Source organism: Flavobacterium sp., from assembly GCF_965284515.1.
GTDB lineage: Bacteria > Bacteroidota > Bacteroidia > Flavobacteriales > Flavobacteriaceae > Flavobacterium.
Window position 1 is genome coordinate 841,837 of sequence record NZ_OZ260089.1, and the last position, 21,332, is coordinate 863,168.

19 protein-coding genes are annotated in these 21,332 nt (G+C 31.1%); 9 read left to right on the forward strand and 10 right to left on the reverse strand.

From position 1 onward, the window contains the following. The first annotated feature begins 44 nt into the window (after positions 1 to 44). Together ACQ65T_RS03890 and ACQ65T_RS03895 are read left to right on the forward strand one after the other, a co-directional pair. Entirely contained in the window at positions 45 to 965 is a 921-nt protein-coding gene (locus ACQ65T_RS03890; RefSeq protein WP_430399790.1) for a PorP/SprF family type IX secretion system membrane protein, read from the forward strand. 18 nt (positions 966 to 983) lie between these two features. Beyond that, positions 984 to 2,852: an OmpA family protein gene (locus ACQ65T_RS03895; protein WP_430399791.1), complete on the forward strand. Its 1,869-nt coding sequence runs from the start codon at positions 984 to 986 to the stop codon at positions 2,850 to 2,852. Positions 2,853 to 2,912: 60 nt separating this feature from the next. Here the strand turns inward: ACQ65T_RS03895 and ACQ65T_RS03900 are convergent, their stop codons facing one another. After that, positions 2,913 to 3,362, reverse strand: coding sequence for a 6-pyruvoyl trahydropterin synthase family protein (locus ACQ65T_RS03900; protein ID WP_430399792.1), 450 nt, complete (start codon positions 3,360 to 3,362; stop codon positions 2,913 to 2,915). A gap of 98 nt (positions 3,363 to 3,460) precedes the next feature. Here ACQ65T_RS03900 and ACQ65T_RS03905 point away from each other — a divergent pair, with 98 nt between their 5' ends. Further along, positions 3,461 to 4,072, forward strand: a complete 612-nt coding sequence (locus ACQ65T_RS03905; RefSeq protein ID WP_430399793.1) for a 2OG-Fe(II) oxygenase — start codon at positions 3,461 to 3,463, stop codon at positions 4,070 to 4,072. A gap of 20 nt (positions 4,073 to 4,092) precedes the next feature. Here the strand turns inward: ACQ65T_RS03905 and ACQ65T_RS03910 are convergent, their stop codons facing one another. The 5 genes from ACQ65T_RS03910 to ACQ65T_RS03930 all read right to left on the reverse strand — a co-directional run bounded on the left by ACQ65T_RS03910 (position 4,093) and on the right by ACQ65T_RS03930 (position 13,614). Further along, a complete protein-coding gene (locus ACQ65T_RS03910) occupies positions 4,093 to 4,845 on the reverse strand; it encodes an enoyl-CoA hydratase/isomerase family protein (RefSeq protein WP_430399794.1) in 753 nt (250 codons plus the stop codon). Between the two features lies 1 nt (position 4,846). After that, positions 4,847 to 8,338 carry a T9SS type B sorting domain-containing protein gene (locus tag ACQ65T_RS03915; protein WP_430399795.1) on the reverse strand — a complete coding sequence of 1,164 codons (3,492 nt, stop codon included), beginning with the start codon at positions 8,336 to 8,338 and terminating at the stop codon, positions 4,847 to 4,849. A gap of 64 nt (positions 8,339 to 8,402) precedes the next feature. Further along, complete coding sequence (locus ACQ65T_RS03920) at positions 8,403 to 11,801, reverse strand: hypothetical protein (RefSeq protein ID WP_430399796.1); 3,399 nt, start codon at positions 11,799 to 11,801, stop codon at positions 8,403 to 8,405. A 72-nt stretch (positions 11,802 to 11,873) separates the two neighbouring features. After that, positions 11,874 to 13,127, reverse strand: coding sequence for an aspartate kinase (locus ACQ65T_RS03925; protein ID WP_430399797.1), 1,254 nt, complete (start codon positions 13,125 to 13,127; stop codon positions 11,874 to 11,876). Between the two features lie 7 nt (positions 13,128 to 13,134). Next, positions 13,135 to 13,614, reverse strand: a complete 480-nt coding sequence (locus ACQ65T_RS03930) for an N-acetyltransferase family protein (RefSeq protein WP_430399798.1) — start codon at positions 13,612 to 13,614, stop codon at positions 13,135 to 13,137. Positions 13,615 to 13,736: 122 nt separating this feature from the next. Here ACQ65T_RS03930 and fbp point away from each other — a divergent pair, with 122 nt between their 5' ends. Continuing rightward, positions 13,737 to 14,741 (forward strand): class 1 fructose-bisphosphatase, encoded by a 1,005-nt coding sequence (fbp, locus tag ACQ65T_RS03935; RefSeq protein WP_430399799.1) that lies wholly within the window; start codon positions 13,737 to 13,739, stop codon positions 14,739 to 14,741. 44 nt (positions 14,742 to 14,785) lie between these two features. Here the strand turns inward: fbp and ACQ65T_RS03940 are convergent, their stop codons facing one another. After that, on the reverse strand, positions 14,786 to 15,217 hold the full coding sequence (locus ACQ65T_RS03940) for a TerB family tellurite resistance protein (RefSeq protein ID WP_430399800.1): 432 nt from the start codon (positions 15,215 to 15,217) through the stop codon (positions 14,786 to 14,788). A gap of 133 nt (positions 15,218 to 15,350) precedes the next feature. Between ACQ65T_RS03940 and ACQ65T_RS03945 the strand changes: the two genes are divergently transcribed. The 3 genes from ACQ65T_RS03945 to ACQ65T_RS03955 are packed head-to-tail and all read left to right on the forward strand — an operon-like array spanning position 15,351 to position 17,943. After that, entirely contained in the window at positions 15,351 to 15,944 is a 594-nt protein-coding gene (locus tag ACQ65T_RS03945; protein WP_430399801.1) for a HupE/UreJ family protein, read from the forward strand. Further along, positions 15,944 to 16,372 carry a deoxycytidylate deaminase gene (locus ACQ65T_RS03950; protein ID WP_430399802.1) on the forward strand — a complete coding sequence of 143 codons (429 nt, stop codon included), beginning with the start codon at positions 15,944 to 15,946 and terminating at the stop codon, positions 16,370 to 16,372. Before ACQ65T_RS03945 ends, ACQ65T_RS03950 begins: the two co-directional genes overlap by 1 nt. A gap of 2 nt (positions 16,373 to 16,374) precedes the next feature. Continuing rightward, positions 16,375 to 17,943 (forward strand): S41 family peptidase, encoded by a 1,569-nt coding sequence (locus tag ACQ65T_RS03955; RefSeq protein ID WP_430399803.1) that lies wholly within the window; start codon positions 16,375 to 16,377, stop codon positions 17,941 to 17,943. Position 17,944: 1 nt separating this feature from the next. On the opposite strand, the gene ACQ65T_RS03960 is transcribed toward ACQ65T_RS03955, so the two are convergent. Genes ACQ65T_RS03960 through ACQ65T_RS03970 form a run of 3 tightly spaced genes read right to left on the reverse strand, consistent with a single transcriptional unit; the run spans position 17,945 to position 19,349 of the window. Further along, entirely contained in the window at positions 17,945 to 18,553 is a 609-nt protein-coding gene (locus tag ACQ65T_RS03960; protein WP_430399804.1) for an FAD-dependent oxidoreductase, read from the reverse strand. 3 nt (positions 18,554 to 18,556) lie between these two features. Continuing rightward, positions 18,557 to 18,757 carry a hypothetical protein gene (locus ACQ65T_RS03965; protein WP_430399805.1) on the reverse strand — a complete coding sequence of 67 codons (201 nt, stop codon included), beginning with the start codon at positions 18,755 to 18,757 and terminating at the stop codon, positions 18,557 to 18,559. 19 nt (positions 18,758 to 18,776) lie between these two features. Next, positions 18,777 to 19,349 (reverse strand): MarC family protein, encoded by a 573-nt coding sequence (locus tag ACQ65T_RS03970; RefSeq protein WP_430399806.1) that lies wholly within the window; start codon positions 19,347 to 19,349, stop codon positions 18,777 to 18,779. 152 nt (positions 19,350 to 19,501) lie between these two features. Between ACQ65T_RS03970 and ACQ65T_RS03975 the strand changes: the two genes are divergently transcribed. Beyond that, positions 19,502 to 20,068, forward strand: a complete 567-nt coding sequence (locus tag ACQ65T_RS03975) for a DUF3109 family protein (protein ID WP_430399807.1) — start codon at positions 19,502 to 19,504, stop codon at positions 20,066 to 20,068. A 268-nt stretch (positions 20,069 to 20,336) separates the two neighbouring features. Next, positions 20,337 to 21,314 carry a ribonucleotide-diphosphate reductase subunit beta gene (locus ACQ65T_RS03980; RefSeq protein ID WP_430399808.1) on the forward strand — a complete coding sequence of 326 codons (978 nt, stop codon included), beginning with the start codon at positions 20,337 to 20,339 and terminating at the stop codon, positions 21,312 to 21,314. Positions 21,315 to 21,332 lie beyond the last annotated feature (18 nt).

The window sequence follows — 21,332 nt, forward strand, 5'->3', positions numbered from 1 at the left end:
GCTCTCGTTTTAAGAGCAGTACAAATAATTAATTTAAATTAAAAATGAACAAACTATATTTAGTTTCGATATTAATGTTAGGCTTTATCATAGAAGGCTTTTCACAACAAGATCCTCATTATACTCAGTACATGTATAATATGAGTGTTATGAACCCTGCTTATGCGGGAAGTAAGGAGAACCTTTCTATGGGTTTATTATATAGAAAGCAGTGGGTTGAGATAGAGGATGCGCCTACTACAGCTACATTTTTTGGTCATACTAGAGCTGGAAAGAATGTTGGATTAGGTTTATCTGTTATATCTGACAAGATTGGTCCAGTTGAGGAGAATAACATTTATGGTGATTTTTCATACACATTAAACTTAGGTGAAGAGCATAGATTAGCTTTTGGATTAAAAGCGGGTGTTACTTTGCATAAAGTAGGTTTGTTTAGTGATGTCTATAATACATTGCCAGATGCAAATGACCCTGCCTTTTCTGAGAATACGAGTAATGCGTATTTGAATATTGGGTCAGGTTTATTTTATTATACCAATAAATACTATTTAGGTTTTTCTGTACCTAATATTATCAAGTCAAAACATTTAGATTTTAATGGTAGGGAGTTTGGTTCAGAATATTCTCATTATTTCTTCACTGGAGGATATGTCTTTGATGTTAATGAGTCTATCAAGTTCAAACCATTTTTCATGTTGAAATCAGCCTTTAGCGCACCTACATCATTAGATTTATCAACTAACTTTTTGTTCAATGATAAATTTGAAGTTGGCGCAACGTATCGATTAGATGATAGTTTTGGTGCTATGGTAAATTATGCCATTACTCCTGATATTAAGATTGGTTATGCTTATGATCATATTGTTTCAGATTTAAAAGTAGCTACACCGTCATCACACGAGATTATATTGTTATTTGATTTGAAATTCTCTAAAAAAGTATCAAGTTCACCAAGATATTTCTAATAATAAAGCGACAAAAACATGAAGAAATTATATATCACCTTAAGTTTTGTAATCGCTAGTGGAATACTAAGTGCCCAAAACAAAGACACAAAGACAGCAGACAAGTTATTTGATAGATACGAATATACAGAAGCTGCAACAGAATATTTAAAATTAGTAGAAAAAGAAAAAGCAGATAATTATGTGTATAAGCAATTAGCAGATAGTTATTATAATATTTTCAACACAAAAGAAGCTACAAAATGGTTTGCTAAGTTGGTTGAGGAAAAGCAAGATGCAGAGATCTACTTTAAGTATGCTCAAATGCTAAAAGCAGAAGGCAATTATACTGAGGCTAATAATCAAATGAAGACATTTGCTTCAATGAAGCCAAACGATAGTAGAGCTAAAGCATTTACCGGCAATCCAAATTATGTTTCAGATATAAATGCTCAATTTAAATTATTTGGCGCAACCAAATCTGATATTAGTAGTGATAAAGCAGACTTTGGAGTTTTTTTAACCAATGATAATACACTTTACTTTGCAAGTGCAAGAAACACATCAAGAAAAGAGTATGGTTTAAACGAAGAGCCTTACTTGGACTTGTACAAAGCAACGTATAATTCAAATAAAACCATAAGTGAAGCTACTACAGTAGATAACTTAAACACAAAATGGCACGATGGTCCGGCTACGATTACTTCAGACGGATCAACTATGTATTTTGCAAGTGAGAGTTTCAACGAGAGTAAAGGTTTTGAAAAAGACAAAGAGAAGCAATTAAAGTTTGGTAAAATTTATCTTTACAAAGCAATAAAAGAAGGCGATACTTGGTCAAACAAAAAGGCATTACCTTTTAATGATAAAACATACTCGGTAAGAAATCCAAGTATTAGTAAAGATGGTAAAACATTGTATTTTTCATCAAATATGCCTGGAGGTTTAGGTGGAGAAGACATTTGGAAAGTAAGCGTTAATGGAGATTCTTACGGAACACCTGAGAATTTAGGTTCACGAGTAAATACAGAAGGGAATGATAGTTTTCCATTCGTTACAGATGATAATGTATTATATTTTTCATCAGATGCAAGAGCAGGTTTAGGAGGTTTAGATGTGTTTAAAGTTAATTTAAACGACAACTCAAGTGCAATGAATATTGGATTACCCGTAAACTCAGAGAAAGATGATTTTGCTTTTAGTTACAATACACAACACAAAATAGGATTCTTTTCAAGTAATAGAGATGGTGTAGATAACATTTACATTGCAGATCCAATCTGTGGAGTAGAAGCAACTATAACAGTTAAAGATGCTAAAACAGGTAAAGTACTTCAAGGAGCTACTGTTGCAATGATTGATGATAAATTAGAATTAGCAGGTAAATCAGAGACTTCAGAAAATGGAGAAAGCGTATTTAAAGTCAATTGCGAAATGGAATATGCAGTTCAAGCTTCAAGATTAGGATATGAGAATGGAGTAGGAACAATGGAAAAATCTGAAGGAGGTAAAGCGACAGTTGTAATAAACTTAGAGCCACTTAAACCAATTATAACAGAAACAGAAGTTATTTTACAACCGATATTCTTTGAATTCAATAAGAGTAACATTACTGCAGAAGGAGCAGCTGAGTTAGATAAATTAGTTGAAGTGATGAATGAGCATCCAGAGATGGTAATTTTTGCTAAATCTCACACAGATAATAGAGGTGGAGATAAATACAACTTGAATTTATCAGATAGAAGAGCAAAGTCTACTGTTCAATATGTAATTTCTAAAGGAATTGCAAAAGAAAGAATAACAGGTCAAGGATTTGGAGAGACTGAACCAAAAGTAGATTGTAAAAAATGTACTGAAGAAGAACACGCTCAAAACAGAAGAAGTGAATTCTTAATCGTGAAAAAATAAAAGTTAGTTAAATCAGTTTTATATTAAAAGAGCCTCAATGATTTTCATTGAGGCTTTTTTTTAATTATCAGAAGCAAACCATTCTGCAAATGAACTTTCTGTTTCTTGAAGTCTGAGAGAAAATAAATTTATATTTTTTGGAAGACGTTTTATTATTTTTTCAGCAAAATCAATTACCATATTTTCACTAGTAGGTTGATAATCTACTAATATAACATGGTGTCCCCTGTCTTTTAGTTCTTTTGCTAATTCAACATGAGGAGTGTTTTGGTTAAATACAGTAGCGTGATCAAAATTGTCTACTACCTCTTCTTTTACAATTTTTTTTAAATCTGTGAAATCTATAACCATTCCAAATTTTACATTTGTAGCATCAGTAATTGGCTTTCCAATAACTGTTACAGATAATTTATAGCTATGGCCGTGAACATTTTTACACTTACCATCATAGCCATACAATGCATGTCCAGTCTCAAATGTAAATTGTTTTGTTATTCTTATATTACTCATATATACTATTGTTATTAATGCAAATTTACTAAATAAATGTTATTTAATTTTATATACGAATTAACACTATATTTGCCCACTTTTTAAACGCGTGAAGCTTGGAATTAAATACACAATATGAAAAGATAATTAACGATCTTTTAATTCAACAATACAGTATTGTTGATGATTTCTTTTTACCCCAAGAGGTTGAAAATTTTCGCTCAAGCTTGATTAATAAATATGATGAAGAAGAATTTAAAAAAGCAGCCATTGGAAATCAATTCAATGAGTTAATCGTAAAAGCGATTAGAGGCGATTTTATTTTTTGGATTGATGAGAAACTTGCCAATAACGAAGAACAAACATTTTTCGATAAGATAGAGCATTTTACAAATTACTTAAATAGAACTTGTTTTTTAGGTCTTCAAGAAAGAGAGTTTCATTATGCTTTATACCCAGTAGGCACTTTTTACAGAAGACATTTAGATACTTTTCAAAACGATGACAGTAGAAAACTTTCTATAGTATGTTATTTAAATGATGAAGATTGGTTGCCAGAATATGGAGGTGAATTGGTTATCTATAAAGAAGGTGAAGAAGATATTAATATTTACCCTTTAAGAGGAAGAATGGTGGTTTTTGAAAGTCAAGTTCTAGAGCACGAGGTAAAGCCAGTTAAACAAGAAAGATTAAGTATTACGGGATGGTTAAAAACAAGAAAGCTGTAACATTTCTGTTACAGCTTTTTTTATTTTTTAAATTTTGTCAATGCTTGTATTGTAAATTCAGACAAGACTAGTTTCCCTGAAATTTCTGCTCTTTCATAAAGCAGTGTTTGCCAGTTTTCTGTTCCTTCCCAAATTACTTTTTTCATCTCATATAGCGCTTCTGGGTTGTAACTAGATAAGTTTAAAGCGAAAGTGTTTAAAAAATCATCTAATTCCTCAATTGACTTAAATAATTGAGTAAATAAACCTTTATTTAAGTTCCACTCAGCACTTTTCCATTCGGTTGCTGCTAACGTCATTTCTGTCATTGCAGTTTTTCCAATTTTTCTAGAAACAGCAGGTTCAATTACGAATGGACCAATTCCTATTGCCAATTCAGATAATTTTGTAGAAGCATTATTTGTAGCAAAAACATAATCACAAGCTGAGATTATTCCCACTCCACCGCCTACGGCTTTTCCATGGACTCGTCCAATAATAATTTTTGAACATGTACGCATAGCATTAATTACATTTGCAAATCCAGAGAAGAACATTTTTCCTTCTTCTAAATTACTAACTTCTAAAAGCTCATCAAAAGAAGCGCCTGCACAAAAAGCACCATTTCCTTCACTTTTTAAGACAATTAAATTAACCTCTTTATTCGCGCTTAACACATTTAATTCTTGTGTTAAATTATGAAGTAATAAGCTAGGAAATGAATTACTCGCTGGATGAAAAAAACTAACTGTCGCTATATTGTTATCAAAAGATGTTTTAATTACTCCGTCCATATTATCTAATTAAACTAAAGTGCGATTTAAATTCTTTTCGAACATTGTTTTCAGTGTATTCAATTTTGAACCAATAATCTGTAGAGGGTAATATGTTACCATTATATGTACCGTCCCAACCAGAACCGTTTGGACTAATTTGTTTTAATAATTTTCCGTATCTATCGTAAATATTAATATTTGCTGCATAACTATCATCTAATCCGAAAATATTCCAAGTGTCATGGTATCCATCTCCATTTGGAGTAAAAAAGTTAGGATAAGTCACAGCAAATAGATTAGGTACTGATAAAATATCACAACCTTGAAGGTCTCTTACATATGCAGTATATGTGCCATTTTCTAAATCTGTAAAAATAGGACTAGATTGCCAATCAATAAGATTTAAACTGTATTCATAAACACCAAATCCACCCGTTGCTACACATTCAATTGTAGTTAGTCCAGATGAAAATGCAGGGGTTACAACACTAGCTGTAAATGTTGCTGGTTCAGAAGAGAAAGTAGCCGTAATACTATCAAAGTTTTGACAACCGGTTGATGTATTTGTTACAATTACAGAGAAAGTTCCTCCTTGAGTAATATCATATAATGCACTCTCATTACCAAATGCATCTACATTTGTATTTGAAGGTGTCCAAGCATAGCTGTAACTGCCGCCTATAGTAGGAGTAGCATCAATAATTTCTGATCCAATTCCTGTTAAAGGGTCAACACAAAGTGTAAAATCATCTCCAAGTTCAAATTCAGGTAAAGGATTAACCACAAGTTGAAGTTCTTTTATTCCTTTACATCCACTATCATTATTTAAACGACTGTCAACTCTAGCCCAAATAGATTGTGAATTAGGATTAATGTTTCTATAATCAGAAGTGTTTAAAATTGGGTTTACAATTAATAAGGCATCGTCAAAAGATTCATAGTATGTTACTACTAAAAATGGTCTTTGCCCTACTGGAAAAACATCTTTTATTAATTGAGTAAAATTGCTTTCAATGTCAAAATTATCAAAACCATCATTGGCTAAATTTGTAGCATCTACATAATCATCACACTCTTCTAAAGGTGCAGGATTGAATGAAGCAGGAATTTGTGTTGTTGAAACCACTAAGTTAACTTTAGAAACTCTAAAACAACCCTCTGTAGTTTGAATTCTAGCCCAAACAACAGCTCCATTTGAAGCAAAATAATTAAGTTCGTTGCTAACTAAATCATTATTGTTGTTTGCTCCAGCTTGAGTATTATGGTATGAGAAAACTAAACTTGTATCATTTGAAATGATAGTGTTAGCGTCTGTTAAATTGAAATTTGTATTTGCATCAGTATCGTCATCACATTGCTTAAGTGTCACTTCATTTAAAGAAACAGGTAATGGGTTAACCACCAAATTAAAAGAAGCTACAGTAAAACAACCTGAACTACTATTGGTAAGCCTAGTATATATTGTTTTGTTTGCGGTGTGAATTGAAGTTATTGCGTTTGAATTAGCTATCGCATCGCTTTCTAATTCATGATATGTAACAACAACTCCGGTTTGACCATTTAATATTTCTGTAGTTTTTGTTGTTAATGTAAAAACAGTAATGCCATTTGTATCTGAACCATCAATTAAATTATTATCACAAACAGGATAATCTGAAATTACAGGAGCGACAGGTGTTGTGTTAACCGTTACTGATATTATAGCGGATACTTCATCACAAACATCATTTGAAGGAATAACATATGCATAATCACCGCTTAAATCACTATTAGGGTTTAGTTCGCCATTTGCTCTAGGAGTTCCGTTAAATGTCCAAGAACCACCAGGAGTTACTCCTGCTCCCAATAAAGTTGATAAATCAATTAAACTATCTGTATTACAAATGTTTAAATTTGAAGAAACCCCTGGGTTTGGACCAACTTGTGTTGTTACATTTACATTAATATCGGTCGTTAAAGACTGCCCATCACATGTAATTGTAAATGAATATGTGTATAATCCAATAGGATCAGAATTAGCATCAAATATACCATTGTTAGGAACTCTTGGGACTCCATTAAAAAACCAATCTCCTCCTGTTTCTGGATTTCCATTTATTTTATCAAATAAATCCACCACACTATTTGTACAAATTATAACATCAGTGTCTTCAGGTGTACTTCCAAAACCTGAGTAATAACCCGAGAATCCAGCAGAACCAGAAAAACCAAAAACACCAACAGCCAATGGTCCTGTTGAACTTACTACAACATTTCCAGTTACATTTGGAATTCTATAGGTAACCCAATTTAAGTTTCCTGAAACAGCTTGAGGAAGAGCAGTTGTATTTACTCCATTAATTGAAACTGTTGATCCAGTAGTTGTTAATGCAAAAATATCGCTAGAATAATTTGTTCCGCCAATCGTATCAACAAACGGAATTAAATCAACACTTTTTTGAAAAAAACAACTCAATGGTGGGATAAAATTTAAACCAGTAGTCGCATCACTTACACTTCCTGCCAATATTTGGTACAAATAAATGGGTTTACTACTGGTAATGTACATATTTTTTGAAGTAGTTCCTTGAAAATTATTATTAGGAACTAGAAGAGAATTTCCTGCATTTAAAGTAGCAATAGGAGTCGGATTTCCATTTACAAATATTTGTGTATTATCTTGAGTAGCAATTACTAAAGGGTATTCTGAATTATCACTTCCATTTCCTCTTACTACAATATATTCCGTTCCAACTTTTTCAACTGGAACAATTTGATCCAAATTAAAATCTTGTCCATCATTTTGCGTCAGCATTCCTCCTGTAGCATTTCCAGTACTAACCGCAATTGGTTTGTCTGAAGTTAGCAAGGCTCCAACAAACCCTTGTAAGTTTGCTGATACATCGGTATAACCAGATACAACCACACTTTGCCCTTTGTTTAAAGTGAAATTTTGAAAATTATCAGTAACATCCCCAGCTCCAGAAGTAAAAACTACATTAGGATCATAGTTTGACAAAGTAATATTCGTGTTGTCTTCCGTAGCCATAAAACTGGAAACGAAATTTCTAATACCACCATTAAAATTTTGAGGTAAACTTCCAAGTCTGAATGCATTTCCTATTCCAGTTTTACCTTTTGAAACTAACATTTCAGCATGAAAATCAGCCTTAACTTTAAAACTGACATAGAATTCTTTACTTGCTTGAAAAATTAAACCTTTGTCTGATTTTACTATATTTACATCACTTTGATTAAGAAACATTACTGAAGGTTGTCCATTTCCAACGGTTCTGCTTACTGGGTTTCCTTGTGAAATTGTAAAAGGCGAGCCTGTTATTGGAACTCCAGCGCCATCTGTAACAGTAACTTGAAAAGGGGTTGTTTCTGGTGTTGATAAGTAAATTAAATGCTGCCCTACAAAACTACTTCCATCTCTGGCATGTAATGGTGGCAACCAGTGTTTATTACTTAATTGAGAAATAGCTAAGTTGCTAATTAATAGTAATATAATTAATAGTAAACGATTCATTTGGGTTAGATTTTGATAAAAACGTAAAATTAATTAGATTATTAGAATAATTCTAAACAATTAACTAAAAATATGCTCTTAATTGTACACTTCCTACATGAATTGTATTACTTGTCTCTGATTTTCTACCTTGATAGTTAATGTTTACATCTAAATATTGTGTAATATTTTTTTGTAATAGCAATCTCCAAACTCCATTTCTCCCATTTTGTAAGCCTTTTAACATTTGAAATCCTACTGGAGAAGTAGCGTTTCCTGTAAAATCATTATTATAATAAGCGTATTCTCCATTTATTGAAAATCCTTTTTCGCTATTAAATGTAAAAGATGTTCCAAATTTATTTTGAGTGGCTTTTTCCATTAAATTGATGGTGTTTTCTTGATTTTTAAATTCATAAAAAACATCTAAGCTTGCGTTTTTTGAAAATAAATAAGCAATTTTTGGAGCCAAATCATAACTGTTTATAAGAAAATTTCGAGTTGCATAATTGTCTGAAATACTTTCATTAGTTCCAATTGAACTGTTCATTTGCAACAACCAACTTTTTTTATATAAATGCATGTACTGCAATTGGTGTGAACGCAAATTATTTTCTTGAGAACCTATACTTAATAAGTTTTTAATAGAATTGGTTAAATAAGAATAAGTAATTGAATGGTTTTGTTTTCCTCGATTATAATATAAATTGTTTCTGAATGAATTGTTTTGCCCTAAAATGTTTTCACTTGAATTGTCAAATGGATTAAGGTTAAACCCATTCGAATTTCGAATGTTTTTTCGTTCAACTAACAACGACGTTTGGTTGTAAAAATGAGAAGCAAATTTTTTAAATCCGGTTTCATTTTGCCAAACTAAACCATTAAAAATCACAGATTGTGAAAATTTATTTTTATTGGTTTTAATAAAAACTTGATTGGGTAAAAAGACTCTAACGTATTTTGCTTGATCTGGAAATGGAGCAATTTCAAATTCCTGAAGTTCCTGAATACCGTTATTATTATAATCATTCCAAGAATAAATTCCTTGTCCGGGTTCTACTTCTAAATACGTAAATTCTTGTTGTGCAATTGTTCCAGAAGTAGTTTCGTAAACGGTTGTAAACTGAATTAATTGTTTGAATAGATTGGTATTGTATAAAATTCTAGAGTTTAATGAAGGTTCATTTTGTCTATTGTCTTTAAATTTTAAATTTCTATAATTAACAAAAACACTTAAATTACTTTGTTCGTTTTTAATTAATTGAGATTTTATATAATATGAATTAGAAGTATTTACTTTTTTTAAAATTCCACTTTGTAAACTATCATTTACTCTGTTTAAATATCCCAACTCTACAAACACTTTGGTAGAATCTCCACGACCTACAAAAGCTCCAACTTCTGAAAAACGCTGACTTAAATTACTCAACGCATTTATACTCATTAGGGTTTCTTTGTTGTTTTCATGTCTAAAACTTCCGCCAACCCAATTTTTTGCAAAATGATATTTAAATTGATTTTGAGTTCTAAAGAACTTAGATTCAGCATAAGAACCATCACTATTTAAAATACTTGTTTCGGTATTTAAAACACTTTTTTTATGTTTTAATAAGCCAGAAACATTGTGTTTGTTTCCAGAAAAAGTTTCAGAGAAATCTAATTTTTCAAATTGATATTTTACAAAACCGTTCTTTTTCAAATTAAAATTTAAACCGCTAGAAATTAAACTTTGGTTGCCCATAGGATTCGTTAAATTCCAATCTCTATTAAACTCAATTGTAAACAAGCGTTCAATGCTTCTAAAATCTTTTTGAATAAATTGAATATTTGCAAACGCATCTATATCTATTTTTCCACTATGAATTCGTTGGTTCGCATTTAGTTTTCCCGCAACTCCTTTATTATCATTATCATCAATATCTGAATATAGATTTTTATCATTATTACTAACTGCAAGTTCAAAATCAACACTCGCTTTTTCAGTAGGTGTATAACTACCTAAGACCGTTGCTATTTGAATTTTTGTTGGTGCAATTAATGGAATGGTTGGCTCAAAATTTCCTTGAGGAACTCCTGCAATAGGCGTAATGTATTCATAAATTTTACCAACAGTATTATTATTGCTTAAAACATAATTACCAATATTATTTCCTACGAAAGTAAATCGTACGTTATATAATTCATCTGTTTCATCATTAGAAAAAACAAAAACTTCGACAGCTCCAATAATTTCTTTTTTGTATAAAATTTTATTGTCAGAATACGAATCTAAATAAGCAGAAGGAGCCGTCATTAATGAATTGTCATCACCAGCATCTTGCAAAATATCAACTTGTTCTGTCGATAAATTTTGTTGTAGAGGTTGGTTTTTCACATCGTTTTCAGAATAAATAAAACCACCAATTTTAAACTTTTCTTGTTCGTGTGTTATGCCGCCATACGTTACAAAACGCGTAAAATTTCTATCGGTATATTGATATTCTATGCTGATTCGCATTTCAGAATTTATAGGAAAAATAGAGTTGAAAATGACTTCACCTGCGTTATAATCAATAATATAATCGTTGTTTTCGCCGCGCTCAAGTAAAATTCCGTTTACATAAACACGTTCAGACCCTGAAATCACTAAAACGTATAACTCGCCATTATTTCCTCTTAATTTATACGGACCTTGATTTCCTTCTTGACCTGTAAATGTACTTCGTGCATATTGACCGCGGACTAAAGCTGCTGAAGCAAATATGTCTGTTTTTTTTTCAGGTGTTCCCAAAGTGAAATGTGTAGAAAGGCCTTGAACTTTTTTATTGAAATTTAAAAACTGAGATTGCCTGTTTTCTATAAATAAATCACCCGCTCTGATGTTCCAATTGTCTGAAAACAACTCAATAAAAATTTGATCAAACTCATCTAGTTTTTGGGAATATCCACCATCTTGTAAAGGAATATTGCTGTCTTGAATGGAAGCTCGGAGACTTACTTTGTCTGAAATTTTTCCTGTAATTTGTAAATCTAAATTTGAATTTACAACCGTATTTTGGTTATTTCCAACAATTATTCCACGAGAAATACTTCCAGAAGTGGTTAGTCCGTCAAAAGGTTTAAAGTTGTTTTTTGTTTCTTTTTTTATGGTGTAAAGTTTTCCCGCTTCGTTTGAAACGACTTTGTCATCATCGTAAATCGAATAAGTTTTGGTTAAAAATTCCGGAAACTTTAAATAACGAACCGTTAAAGAATCATTCGAACTAAAATTCTCTTTAAAAACCAAAGTGCTTTTTTTAAAATCTATTTGATAATTTGTAGAATCAATAGGGTTTCCACTTTTGTCTAAAATTTTAAAGAAAGCCTTGTTAATACTTACTTTTTCAATGAAAATAGTGTCTTTTGAAACTGCTATTTTTTTAGATTTATAAGGGGTTTCTATTTCTTGGGCAAATATGCCAGAAACAAAAAACAGAAAAACCCATAAAATCCACCTTTGCACCATAAATACTATAACTCTTATTTTTCAAAAGTAGTATTTATAAGGCTAATTCTTTAATCAATTAAGTAAAATAAACTATTCTTTAGTTACAATTTGCATGGTTTCTCTTGAAATTTGTTTTAGCAAAACCGTTTTATTGTTTTCTACAATTTCAGCTACTTTTTCATCAAAATGTCTAATGGTATAAAGCGACACATTTTCGTTATAAGTAACTTTAAATTTTTTAGCTAAAATATTCTTTACTTCTGTGAAGTTATTGAATTTATCTTCAATACAAACTGAAAAACTAATAGCTGAATTTTGAATTAGATTTACTTTTAATTTATGTTGGTGAAATAAGGCAAAAATTTCACTAATATGCTCTTCCATAATAAATGAAAAATCTAACGATGACAGAGAAAGTAATAATTGTCCTTTTTTAACAATATAGCAAGGAATATGTGGTTCTAAATCGGCTCCACGAGAAACACTTGTTCCAGGTAAAAGTGGATTGATAAACGATTTTACGTATAAGGGAATTTCCTTTTTTTGAAGCGGTTGAAGTGTTTTTGGATGAATAACACTTGCGCCATAAAAAGCCAATTCAATTGCTTCTCTATATGAAATTTGATTCAATAAAAGAGCATTTTCAAAATATCTTGGGTCAGCATTTAAAACACCTGGCACATCTTTCCAAATAGTAACGCTATCTGCACCTATACAATAAGCAAAAATAGCAGCGCTATAATCTGAACCCTCTCGTCCTAAAGTGGTTGTAAAGTTGTTTTCATCGGCACCTAAGAAACCTTGTGTAATGTTTAGGGTGTTCTTTTTTATATTTTTTGCAATTCTTTTTTGTGTTGAATCCCAATCTACATTTGCATCTCGGTAAGCATTATCTGTTTTAATAAGATTACGAACGTCAATCCAGTTGTTCGTCAATCCTTTTTCATTAAAATAGGTGCTAACAATTGTTGTAGATAATAGTTCTCCAAAACTTACAATTTGGTCGTATACAAAATTGTAGTTTGGCGATTTGTTACTTCTAATAAAATATTCTAAATCTTCAAAATGGCTGTTTACAGCATAAAAAGCATCGTGATCTTCATCATCAAATAAATCCAGTAAAATTTGATTATGGTACTTCTTAACTTCTTGAATAGATGATTGTAAAGCTGGAGATTTTTCAAAATAATTTTTAATTACTTCTTCAAAAGCATTAGTCGTTTTCCCCATTGCAGAAACAATAACCAAGACATTTTCATGTCCTACTTTTTGCATTACTTCTAAAACATTTTTTACACCGTCAGCATCTTTTACAGAAGCTCCACCAAATTTAAATATTTTCATTTTTTAATTATGCTTTATTGTTTTTTACAAAAGACTCAATACCCGCTTCGTCCATTTGAACAACGTACCAATCTTCTAATATTTTTGCGCCCGATTTTTTATAGAACTCAATAGCATTGGTATTCCAATCTAAAACATTCCATTCAATTCTTCGCACATTGTCTTTTTTGCCTTGTTTTATGATTTCGCTATACAAAGCAATGCCAGCTCCTGTTCCGCGAGCAGATTCTTTAACTACTAAATCTTCTAAATGAATGGTTTTTCCTTTCCAGGTAGAATATCGATAATAATAAAGAGCAATTCCAATGATTTCGTTATCTCTTTCAGCAATAAAAGTATGAAAAAGAGGTTGTTCAGAAAAGCCATCTCGAATTAAATCGTCAACAGTAACTACAACGGCGTCTGGTTCTTTTTCAAAAATTGCAAGTTCAATAATTAGGTCTAAAACAGCTTGCATGTCTTTTGGTTCTCCTTTTCGAATAATCATTTGGGTAAAGGTTTATTTATGATGTACAAAAATAAGATTCTAACAAACATATAGCGAAATAATTTACTCATTTCACAAAAAACACGATATTTGTACCATAACACAACAACTCATATTTACTAATGGAAGAAAGAAATACCACTTTAGGCGAATTTATCATTGAAAATCAAACCTCTTTTCAATATTCAACTGGAGAATTATCGAGAATAATTAACTCTATTCGTTTGGCAGCAAAAGTTGTCAATTATAAAGTAAACAAAGCAGGATTAGTTGATATTGTTGGTGCAGCTGGAGAACAAAATATTCAAGGAGAAGATCAGCAAAAGTTAGATGTTTATGCTAACGAAGTTTTTATTCAGACTTTAATTAATAGAGAAATTGTTTGCGGAATTGCTTCCGAAGAAAATGATGATTTTATTACGGTTGCAGGTTCAGACAACAGTCATAATAATAAATATGTAGTTTTAATGGATCCTTTAGACGGTTCATCTAATATAGATGTAAATGTTTCTGTAGGAACTATTTTTTCAGTTTTTAGAAGGGTTTCTCCCGTAGGAACACCAGTAACAGAAGCCGATTTTTTACAACCAGGAACAGAACAAGTTGCTGCAGGTTATGTAATTTATGGCACTTCTACTATGATTGTTTATACTACGGGTCATGGTGTAAATGGATTTACGTTGAATCCCGCTATTGGAACATTTTATTTATCGCATCCAAATATGCAGTTTTCTAAGGATGGAAACATATACTCTATCAACGAAGGAAATTACATTCACTTTCCTCAAGGAGTAAAAGACTATTTAAAATATTGCCAAGCGGAAGAAGGAAATAGACCATATACATCTAGATACATAGGAAGTTTGGTTTCAGATTTTCACAGAAATATGATTAAAGGCGGAATATATATTTATCCAACAAGTTCTAGAGCGCCAAAAGGAAAATTAAGATTGCTTTATGAATGTAACCCAATGGCTTTCTTAGCAGAACAAGCAGGTGGAAAAGCTTCAGATGGTTTTGGTAGAATTATGGAAATTCAACCTACAGAACTGCATCAAAGAGTTCCGTTCTTTTGCGGAAGTTATAATATGGTAGAAAAAGCCGAAGAATTCATGAAGAATTCGTAATAATAAAAAAGCCCTTCATTTAATTATGAAGGGCTTTTCTTTTTTTATTTATTCATGTGTTGCATTTCATACATAAAAGTATCTAAATCTACATTTAGAACTAATAATGAAAGTGCTTTATTCACAATATGTTCAACATTACTTGGAGTGAACCCTAAACCTAATGAAAAACGCGTTAAGATTTGCTTTTGTTTTGGCCCTAAAACATGATCTGCATAAACCATTCTAGATAAATCATACAATCTCTCTAATCTTTGTGTATATAAAACAGGAGGATTAATAGGGTATTTTGAAGGGTTTTCTAAAATCTCTTCATATTCTGCTTGAGAAATTTCAAGTCTAATGGCTAATTTGTCTAAAAATTCTTTTTCTTCGGGAGTTAATTCTCCGTCAGATAAAGCAACTCTAACAATTGCAGAAAAATGACTTTTGTTTCTGTTTTTAAATTCGTTATCAAATAAATCTGAAAATGACATAATTGTATGTATTAATGTTATGCAAATATACTTTATATTTCATTTTTTAGAAAAAAAATACAAGGTTTTATTAAAGCATTTAATAAATTATAAAATAAATTGTAAGTTTGAATAAATCAAAACAAACACACCCATGTCTCAATTCTGGCTTTACTTTAAATTAGGACTCGAACATGTTTTAGACATTCATGCTTACGATCATGTAATGTTTTTAATAGCATTAATGATTCCATATGCGTTTAAAGATTGGAAACGCATCTTTTTATTAGTTTCAATTTTTACGATTGGTCACACTTTAGCATTAATACTATCTGTTTTTGGAACCGTTTTTATAGCGCCAAAATATGTGGAGTTTTTAATACCCATTACAATTCTGATTACAGCTATATTTCATTTGTTTACTGCAGGTAAATCATCAAAAAAAGAAAGCATTTCATTTGTTGCTATAGTTACTTTGTTTTTTGGGATAATCCATGGTTTAGGATTTTCAAATTATTTCAATTCCATTTTACCAGGAAGTGCTGCCGATAAGGTATTGCCTCTTTTGGAATTTGCACTAGGAATAGAGGCTTCGCAAATAATAGTGGTATTTGTGGTTCTTGTAATTAGTTATATAGCACAAACATTCTTTAGGTTTTCAAAAAGAGATTGGGCATTAGTATTGTCAGCTTTCATAATTGGTTTAGTTTTGCCAATGTTAATTGAAAATGAAATTTGGAACAGATAATGTCAGAAAAAAAAGTAAAATACGACAAAGCTTATTTAAGAATTGCTAAAGAATGGGGGCAATTGTCTTATTGTAAAAGAAAACAAGTTGGCGCAATAATTGTAAAAGATAGAATGATAATCTCTGATGGATACAATGGTACACCCTCAGGTTTTGAAAATTGCTGTGAAGATGAAGATAATCTAACAAAATGGTATGTTTTACATGCTGAAGCGAATGCCATTTTAAAAGTAGCTCGTTCTACACAATCATGTGAAAATGCTACATTATATATTACGCTTTCTCCATGTAAAGATTGCAGTAAGTTAATTCATCAGTCAGGAATTAAAAGAGTAGTTTATCATCAAGAATATAAAGATACTTCTGGAGTAGATTTTTTAAAGAAGGCTGGAGTAGAAGTAGAGTTGTTATCAGATTTAAGTAAGTAAAAATGAAAGTCAATAAAATTTATTTTCCTACAATAATTGCAATAGCTATTGCATTTGGATTGCTTTTGGGAAATAGATTGAATAATTCTTCTGAACTTTCTGGCAAAAACACTTATAAAAACAAATTAAACAAACTTATAGATTTTATCGAAAGAGAATATGTTGACGACATCAATACAGATTCAATAGTTGATTTAACCGTAAACGGCATTTTAGAAAACCTAGACCCACATTCTGTTTACATTGCTAAAAATGAACTCGAGTCTGTAAGCGAAAGCATGAAAGGTGATTTCGTGGGTATTGGCATTAATTTCTATATGTACAAAGATTCTTTAGCTGTAATAAAACCAACTTTAAACGGTCCTTCAGAAAAAGCAGGAATTTTAGCTGGAGATAGAATTTTGTTTGCAGGCAAAACGCAGTTGTTTGATAAGAATATTTCTAACGACACATTATTAGCCAAACTAAAAGGAGAAGAAAACTCAAAAATTGAACTTTTGGTTTATAGAAAATCGAATAATAAAAAATACAAGTTTACAGTAACTAGAGGAGTTGTTCCAATAAAAAGTGTTGACATTGCTTTAATGCTTCAAGATAAAACGGGTTTTATAAAAATCAACCGTTTTGCCGAAACTACTTATACAGAATTCCACAAAGCACTTGTTGGCTTAAAGAAACAAGGCATGAATGAATTAATCATCGATTTAAGAGATAATGGAGGCGGTTATTTAGAAATCGCTAATCAAATTGCCGACGAAATTTTAAAAGAGAATGTTTTAATTGTTAAAACGAAAAATAAAAAAGGGAAAGTTGATGAAACTTTGGCCACCAAAAAAGGAGATTTCGAAAACGGAAAAGTATATATTTTAATTAATGAGAATAGCGCTTCTGCAAGCGAAATTTTAGCAGGTGCAATTCAGGACAATGATAGAGGAACAATTGTAGGGAGAAGATCTTTTGGAAAAGGGTTGGTTCAAAGAGAAATGTCTTTGGGTGATGGTTCTGCAGTTCGATTAACGGTTGCAAGATATTTTACACCTTCTGGGCGTTCAATTCAAAAACCTTATGCAGATAAAGGGGCGCAATATTTTAATGAATTTGAAAAACGTTTTGAAAGCGGAGAGTTATACGAAGCCGACACTATAAAAGTTGCCGATAGTTTAAAGTTTAAAACTAAAAAAGGGAGAATAGTGTATGGTGGTGGCGGAATTTCCCCTGATGTTTTTGTGCCTTTTCAGGTTAAAAATGGAGATGAGGTTACACTTTTGGTAATGCAATCTGGATTGTTGAGTTATTATGTTTTTGAACAAATAGACAATGACAGAAACTTTTTTAACGGCTTAACAAAAGAACAATTAAAAGAAGAGTTGTTGAATAATGAAAAGTATTTATCAGACTTTAAAAAATATGTAGCACAAAGCGGATTTATTTTAAATTTCTCTTTGGAAAAAGAAAAAGTAAACAACTATTTATTTGCCGAATTTGTCAAACAGCTGTTTGATGAAAAAGAATATTACCAAATCATTTTAAATGAAGATGATATGGTGAAGAAGGTATTGGAAATTAAATAGTTTATTTATTCACAGCATCATGAACCTGAACAGGTTTTCCGTCATTCCATAAAGTTAAAATATCAGTTGCTGCGCTTGCGCCACTTCCTGCTGCAATAGAGAGTTGGCTTCTGTGTCCGGCTAAAACACCAATGGCATAAATTCCTTCATCAACAAGATGATCTTCGTTTTTCAATTGAATTCTGTTTTTTTCTGGAGCCGCTTTTTTATGAGGAATGATATAGTTTTCTAATCCTTCAAAGGTAAAAGGATTTCCAGATCCAATTCCTATAACGACAATTTTAGAAGTGTATTTATTTTTGTTGGTTTCAACTAGAAAGCCAGAAGTTTGTTTTTCAATTCTTAAAACCTTCTCGCCTTCAATTTGTTCCACATGAGGATAAAGTTCTTTTAATTGATTGGTGGTTTCAATAAGTAGTTCTGAGCCTAATTTACCTTTTGGAATTCCATAAGCATTATTAAAAACTGCATTTTGTAAAGAAGATGCTTTTTGATGTTTTATAATTCCAATTTTCTTGTCTTCAGCAAAAGGTTTTTTATACGCAGAACCTAATATAAGTGCACATGAAACAGAAGAAACTCCACCGCCAATAATTAAAGCATCAAACATAAACTATAAGTTTTTTGTTTTCTCTTCAATAGTTTTAGCCATTTTTAAAATGACAACTAAAATAACCGCACACAAAGTGGCAACAACTCCAATTAAAGCAACTGATGAATTTCCTTCAAAAGGATTACTGGTGTCGATCTGTGTTACATTTAAGCCTATCAATAATACTGCTAAAAAAATAACGATGTATGTAAATATTTTCATTTTAATCTAAATTTAATGTTTAAACAAATAACCCTTTTACGTTTGCTGCAAATAGCTTAACTGATATAGCAAGCAATATTACGCCAAATATTTTACGTATAATGCCTAATCCGTTTGTACCTAATATTTTTTCAATTTTGCCCGACAATTTTAAAACGGCATAAACCACAATTACATTAATTATTATGGCAACAATAATGTTTATTTTGTCGTATTCTGCTCTTAACGAAAGCAGTGTTGTCATGGTTCCTGCTCCAGCAATTAAAGGAAAAGCTATAGGTACAATTGAAGCAGTGGTTGGATTGTCTTCTCGGTAAAGTCTAATTCCTAAAATCATTTCGAGCGCTAAAAAGAATAATACAAACGAACCTGCAACTGCAAATGAATTAGCGTCAATTCCTATTAATTTCAAAATTTCTTCTCCTACAAATAAGAAAGCAATCATAATTATTGCTGCAACAATGGTTGCTTTTTCCGATTGGATATGACCAACTTTACTGCGTAAATCAACAATAATAGGAATACTACCTACAATGTCAATTACAGCAAAAAGAATCATGCTTATGGTAAAAATCTCTTTCCAGTCAAACATTTTAATTAATTTCTACAAATATAAATATAAGTTGTGAAAGCTAAATTCATTTTAACTATACTTTATTAATTCATTCCGCATAGAAAATTTCTGAAATCTAATTTCTAATTTCTGAAATCTAATAGGTATCTTTGTGGACTAATTATTTTAAGATGTTTCAGTTAAATAAAACCATTATTTCCGAAGAAATTTTTGAAAAAGAATTCGTTTGCAATTTGTCTGCTTGTAAAGGAGCTTGTTGCGTAGATGGAGATGCTGGTGCGCCTTTAGATGAAGCAGAGACTAAAATATTAGCCGATATTTATCCAAAAATTAAACCTTTTCTTCGTCCAGAAGGAATTAAAGCTATCGAAGAGCAAGGAACACATACTGTTTCAGAATTTGGAGAATTGGAAACGCCATTAATTGATGGTAAAGATTGTGCTTATGTAATTTTTGACAAAGACACTGCGCTTTGTGGAATTGAGCAAGCTTATAATGAAGGAATAGTAGATTGGAAAAAACCAGTTTCTTGTCATCTTTATCCAATTCGTGTAAAAGAATATTCAGATTTTTCAGCTGTAAATTACCACAAATGGCACATCTGTTCAGACGCATGTGAATTAGGTAAAGAATTAGGTGTTCCTATTTACAAATTTGTAAAAGAAGCACTAGTTAGAAAATTTGGAGAAGAATGGTATTCTGAATTAGAAAAAATTGCTACCGATTTTAAAAAGTAATTCATTTTGTACATTCTATAAAACACTCTTTAACAGTAGGTTTAATCGCTGATAAGGTGAGTTTTACTTCAATTCTTATTTTATATAACACTTTGGTAATCAGTTAAATAACTCCACTTAAGAGAGTAAGAATTTTTTTACTCGTTGTTAAAAACTTGGCTTAATTGTGAATAAGTTTGACTTTCATTTCTCGTTTCAAATGACAAACTTTGTAAACCCCATTCGAAACAAATAATATTCTTTTTAAAACAATAAAAATCAAGTAACTATGTCAGTAGTCGAACCAATATTACAAGAAAATAAAGACCGTTTTGTTATTTTTCCAATTAAACACCATGATATATGGGAATGGTATAAGAAAATGGAAGCTAGTTTTTGGACTGCTGAAGAAATAGATTTACACCAAGATATCACAGATTGGAATACTAAGTTAAATGATGACGAAAAGTATTTTATCAAGCATATATTAGCATTTTTTGCTGCTTCAGACGGAATTGTAAACGAAAATTTAGCGGAGAATTTTGTAAATGAAGTACAATATGCTGAGGCGAAATTCTTTTACGGGTTTCAAATCATGATGGAAAACATTCATAGCGAAACCTATTCTCTTTTAATTGACACGTATGTAAAAGATGAGGTAGAAAAAGACAAATTATTTAATGCTTTAGAGGTTTTTCCAGCAATTAAGAAAAAAGCAGATTGGGCTTTAAAATGGATTGAGTCAGATTCATTTGCAGAACGTTTAATTGCTTTTGCAGCGGTAGAAGGAATTTTCTTTTCGGGTGCGTTTTGCTCTATATTTTGGTTAAAAAAACGTGGATTAATGCCTGGATTAACATTTTCTAACGAGTTAATATCTCGTGACGAAGGAGTTCATTGTGATTTTGCAGTGCATTTACACAATCATCATTTAGTAAATAAAGTGCCAAAAGATAGAATTAGAGAAATACTTATCGATGCTTTAACTATTGAGAGAGAATTTATTACAGAGTCGCTTCCAGCAAGTTTAATAGGAATGAATGCAACTTTAATGACGCAATATTTAGAGTTTGTTACAGATAGATTATTAGTAGAATTAGGATGCGATAGAGAATATAATTCTTCAAATCCATTTGATTTTATGGATATGATTTCTTTACAAGGAAAAACAAATTTCTTTGAAAAACGTGTTGCAGAATACCAAAAAGCAGGTGTTATGAATACCGATTCAGAATCTGGAAAAATAAGTTTTGACGCAGATTTTTAATTAAAAAGCAGTCAACTA

What these genes read in the sequence shown, in the direction of transcription:
- ACQ65T_RS03970 (WP_430399806.1), bottom strand. Translation starts at nt 19,349, where the DNA reads ATGTTTGACTGGAAAGAGATTTTTACCATAAGCATGATTCTTTTTGCT.
- ACQ65T_RS03980 (WP_430399808.1), top strand. Translation starts at nt 20,337, where the DNA reads ATGTCAGTAGTCGAACCAATATTACAAGAAAATAAAGACCGTTTTGTT.
- ACQ65T_RS03910 (WP_430399794.1), bottom strand. Translation starts at nt 4,845, where the DNA reads ATGGACGGAGTAATTAAAACATCTTTTGATAACAATATAGCGACAGTT.
- ACQ65T_RS03900 (WP_430399792.1), bottom strand. Translation starts at nt 3,362, where the DNA reads ATGAGTAATATAAGAATAACAAAACAATTTACATTTGAGACTGGACAT.
- ACQ65T_RS03960 (WP_430399804.1), bottom strand. Translation starts at nt 18,553, where the DNA reads ATGTTTGATGCTTTAATTATTGGCGGTGGAGTTTCTTCTGTTTCATGT.
- ACQ65T_RS03940 (WP_430399800.1), bottom strand. Translation starts at nt 15,217, where the DNA reads ATGTCATTTTCAGATTTATTTGATAACGAATTTAAAAACAGAAACAAA.
- ACQ65T_RS03915 (WP_430399795.1), bottom strand. Translation starts at nt 8,338, where the DNA reads ATGAATCGTTTACTATTAATTATATTACTATTAATTAGCAACTTAGCT.
- ACQ65T_RS03955 (WP_430399803.1), top strand. Translation starts at nt 16,375, where the DNA reads ATGAAAGTCAATAAAATTTATTTTCCTACAATAATTGCAATAGCTATT.
- ACQ65T_RS03895 (WP_430399791.1), top strand. Translation starts at nt 984, where the DNA reads ATGAAGAAATTATATATCACCTTAAGTTTTGTAATCGCTAGTGGAATA.
- ACQ65T_RS03975 (WP_430399807.1), top strand. Translation starts at nt 19,502, where the DNA reads ATGTTTCAGTTAAATAAAACCATTATTTCCGAAGAAATTTTTGAAAAA.
- ACQ65T_RS03890 (WP_430399790.1), top strand. Translation starts at nt 45, where the DNA reads ATGAACAAACTATATTTAGTTTCGATATTAATGTTAGGCTTTATCATA.
- fbp (WP_430399799.1), top strand. Translation starts at nt 13,737, where the DNA reads ATGGAAGAAAGAAATACCACTTTAGGCGAATTTATCATTGAAAATCAA.
- ACQ65T_RS03920 (WP_430399796.1), bottom strand. Translation starts at nt 11,801, where the DNA reads ATGGTGCAAAGGTGGATTTTATGGGTTTTTCTGTTTTTTGTTTCTGGC.
- ACQ65T_RS03925 (WP_430399797.1), bottom strand. Translation starts at nt 13,127, where the DNA reads ATGAAAATATTTAAATTTGGTGGAGCTTCTGTAAAAGATGCTGACGGT.
- ACQ65T_RS03945 (WP_430399801.1), top strand. Translation starts at nt 15,351, where the DNA reads ATGTCTCAATTCTGGCTTTACTTTAAATTAGGACTCGAACATGTTTTA.
- ACQ65T_RS03965 (WP_430399805.1), bottom strand. Translation starts at nt 18,757, where the DNA reads ATGAAAATATTTACATACATCGTTATTTTTTTAGCAGTATTATTGATA.
- ACQ65T_RS03950 (WP_430399802.1), top strand. Translation starts at nt 15,944, where the DNA reads ATGTCAGAAAAAAAAGTAAAATACGACAAAGCTTATTTAAGAATTGCT.
- ACQ65T_RS03930 (WP_430399798.1), bottom strand. Translation starts at nt 13,614, where the DNA reads ATGATTATTCGAAAAGGAGAACCAAAAGACATGCAAGCTGTTTTAGAC.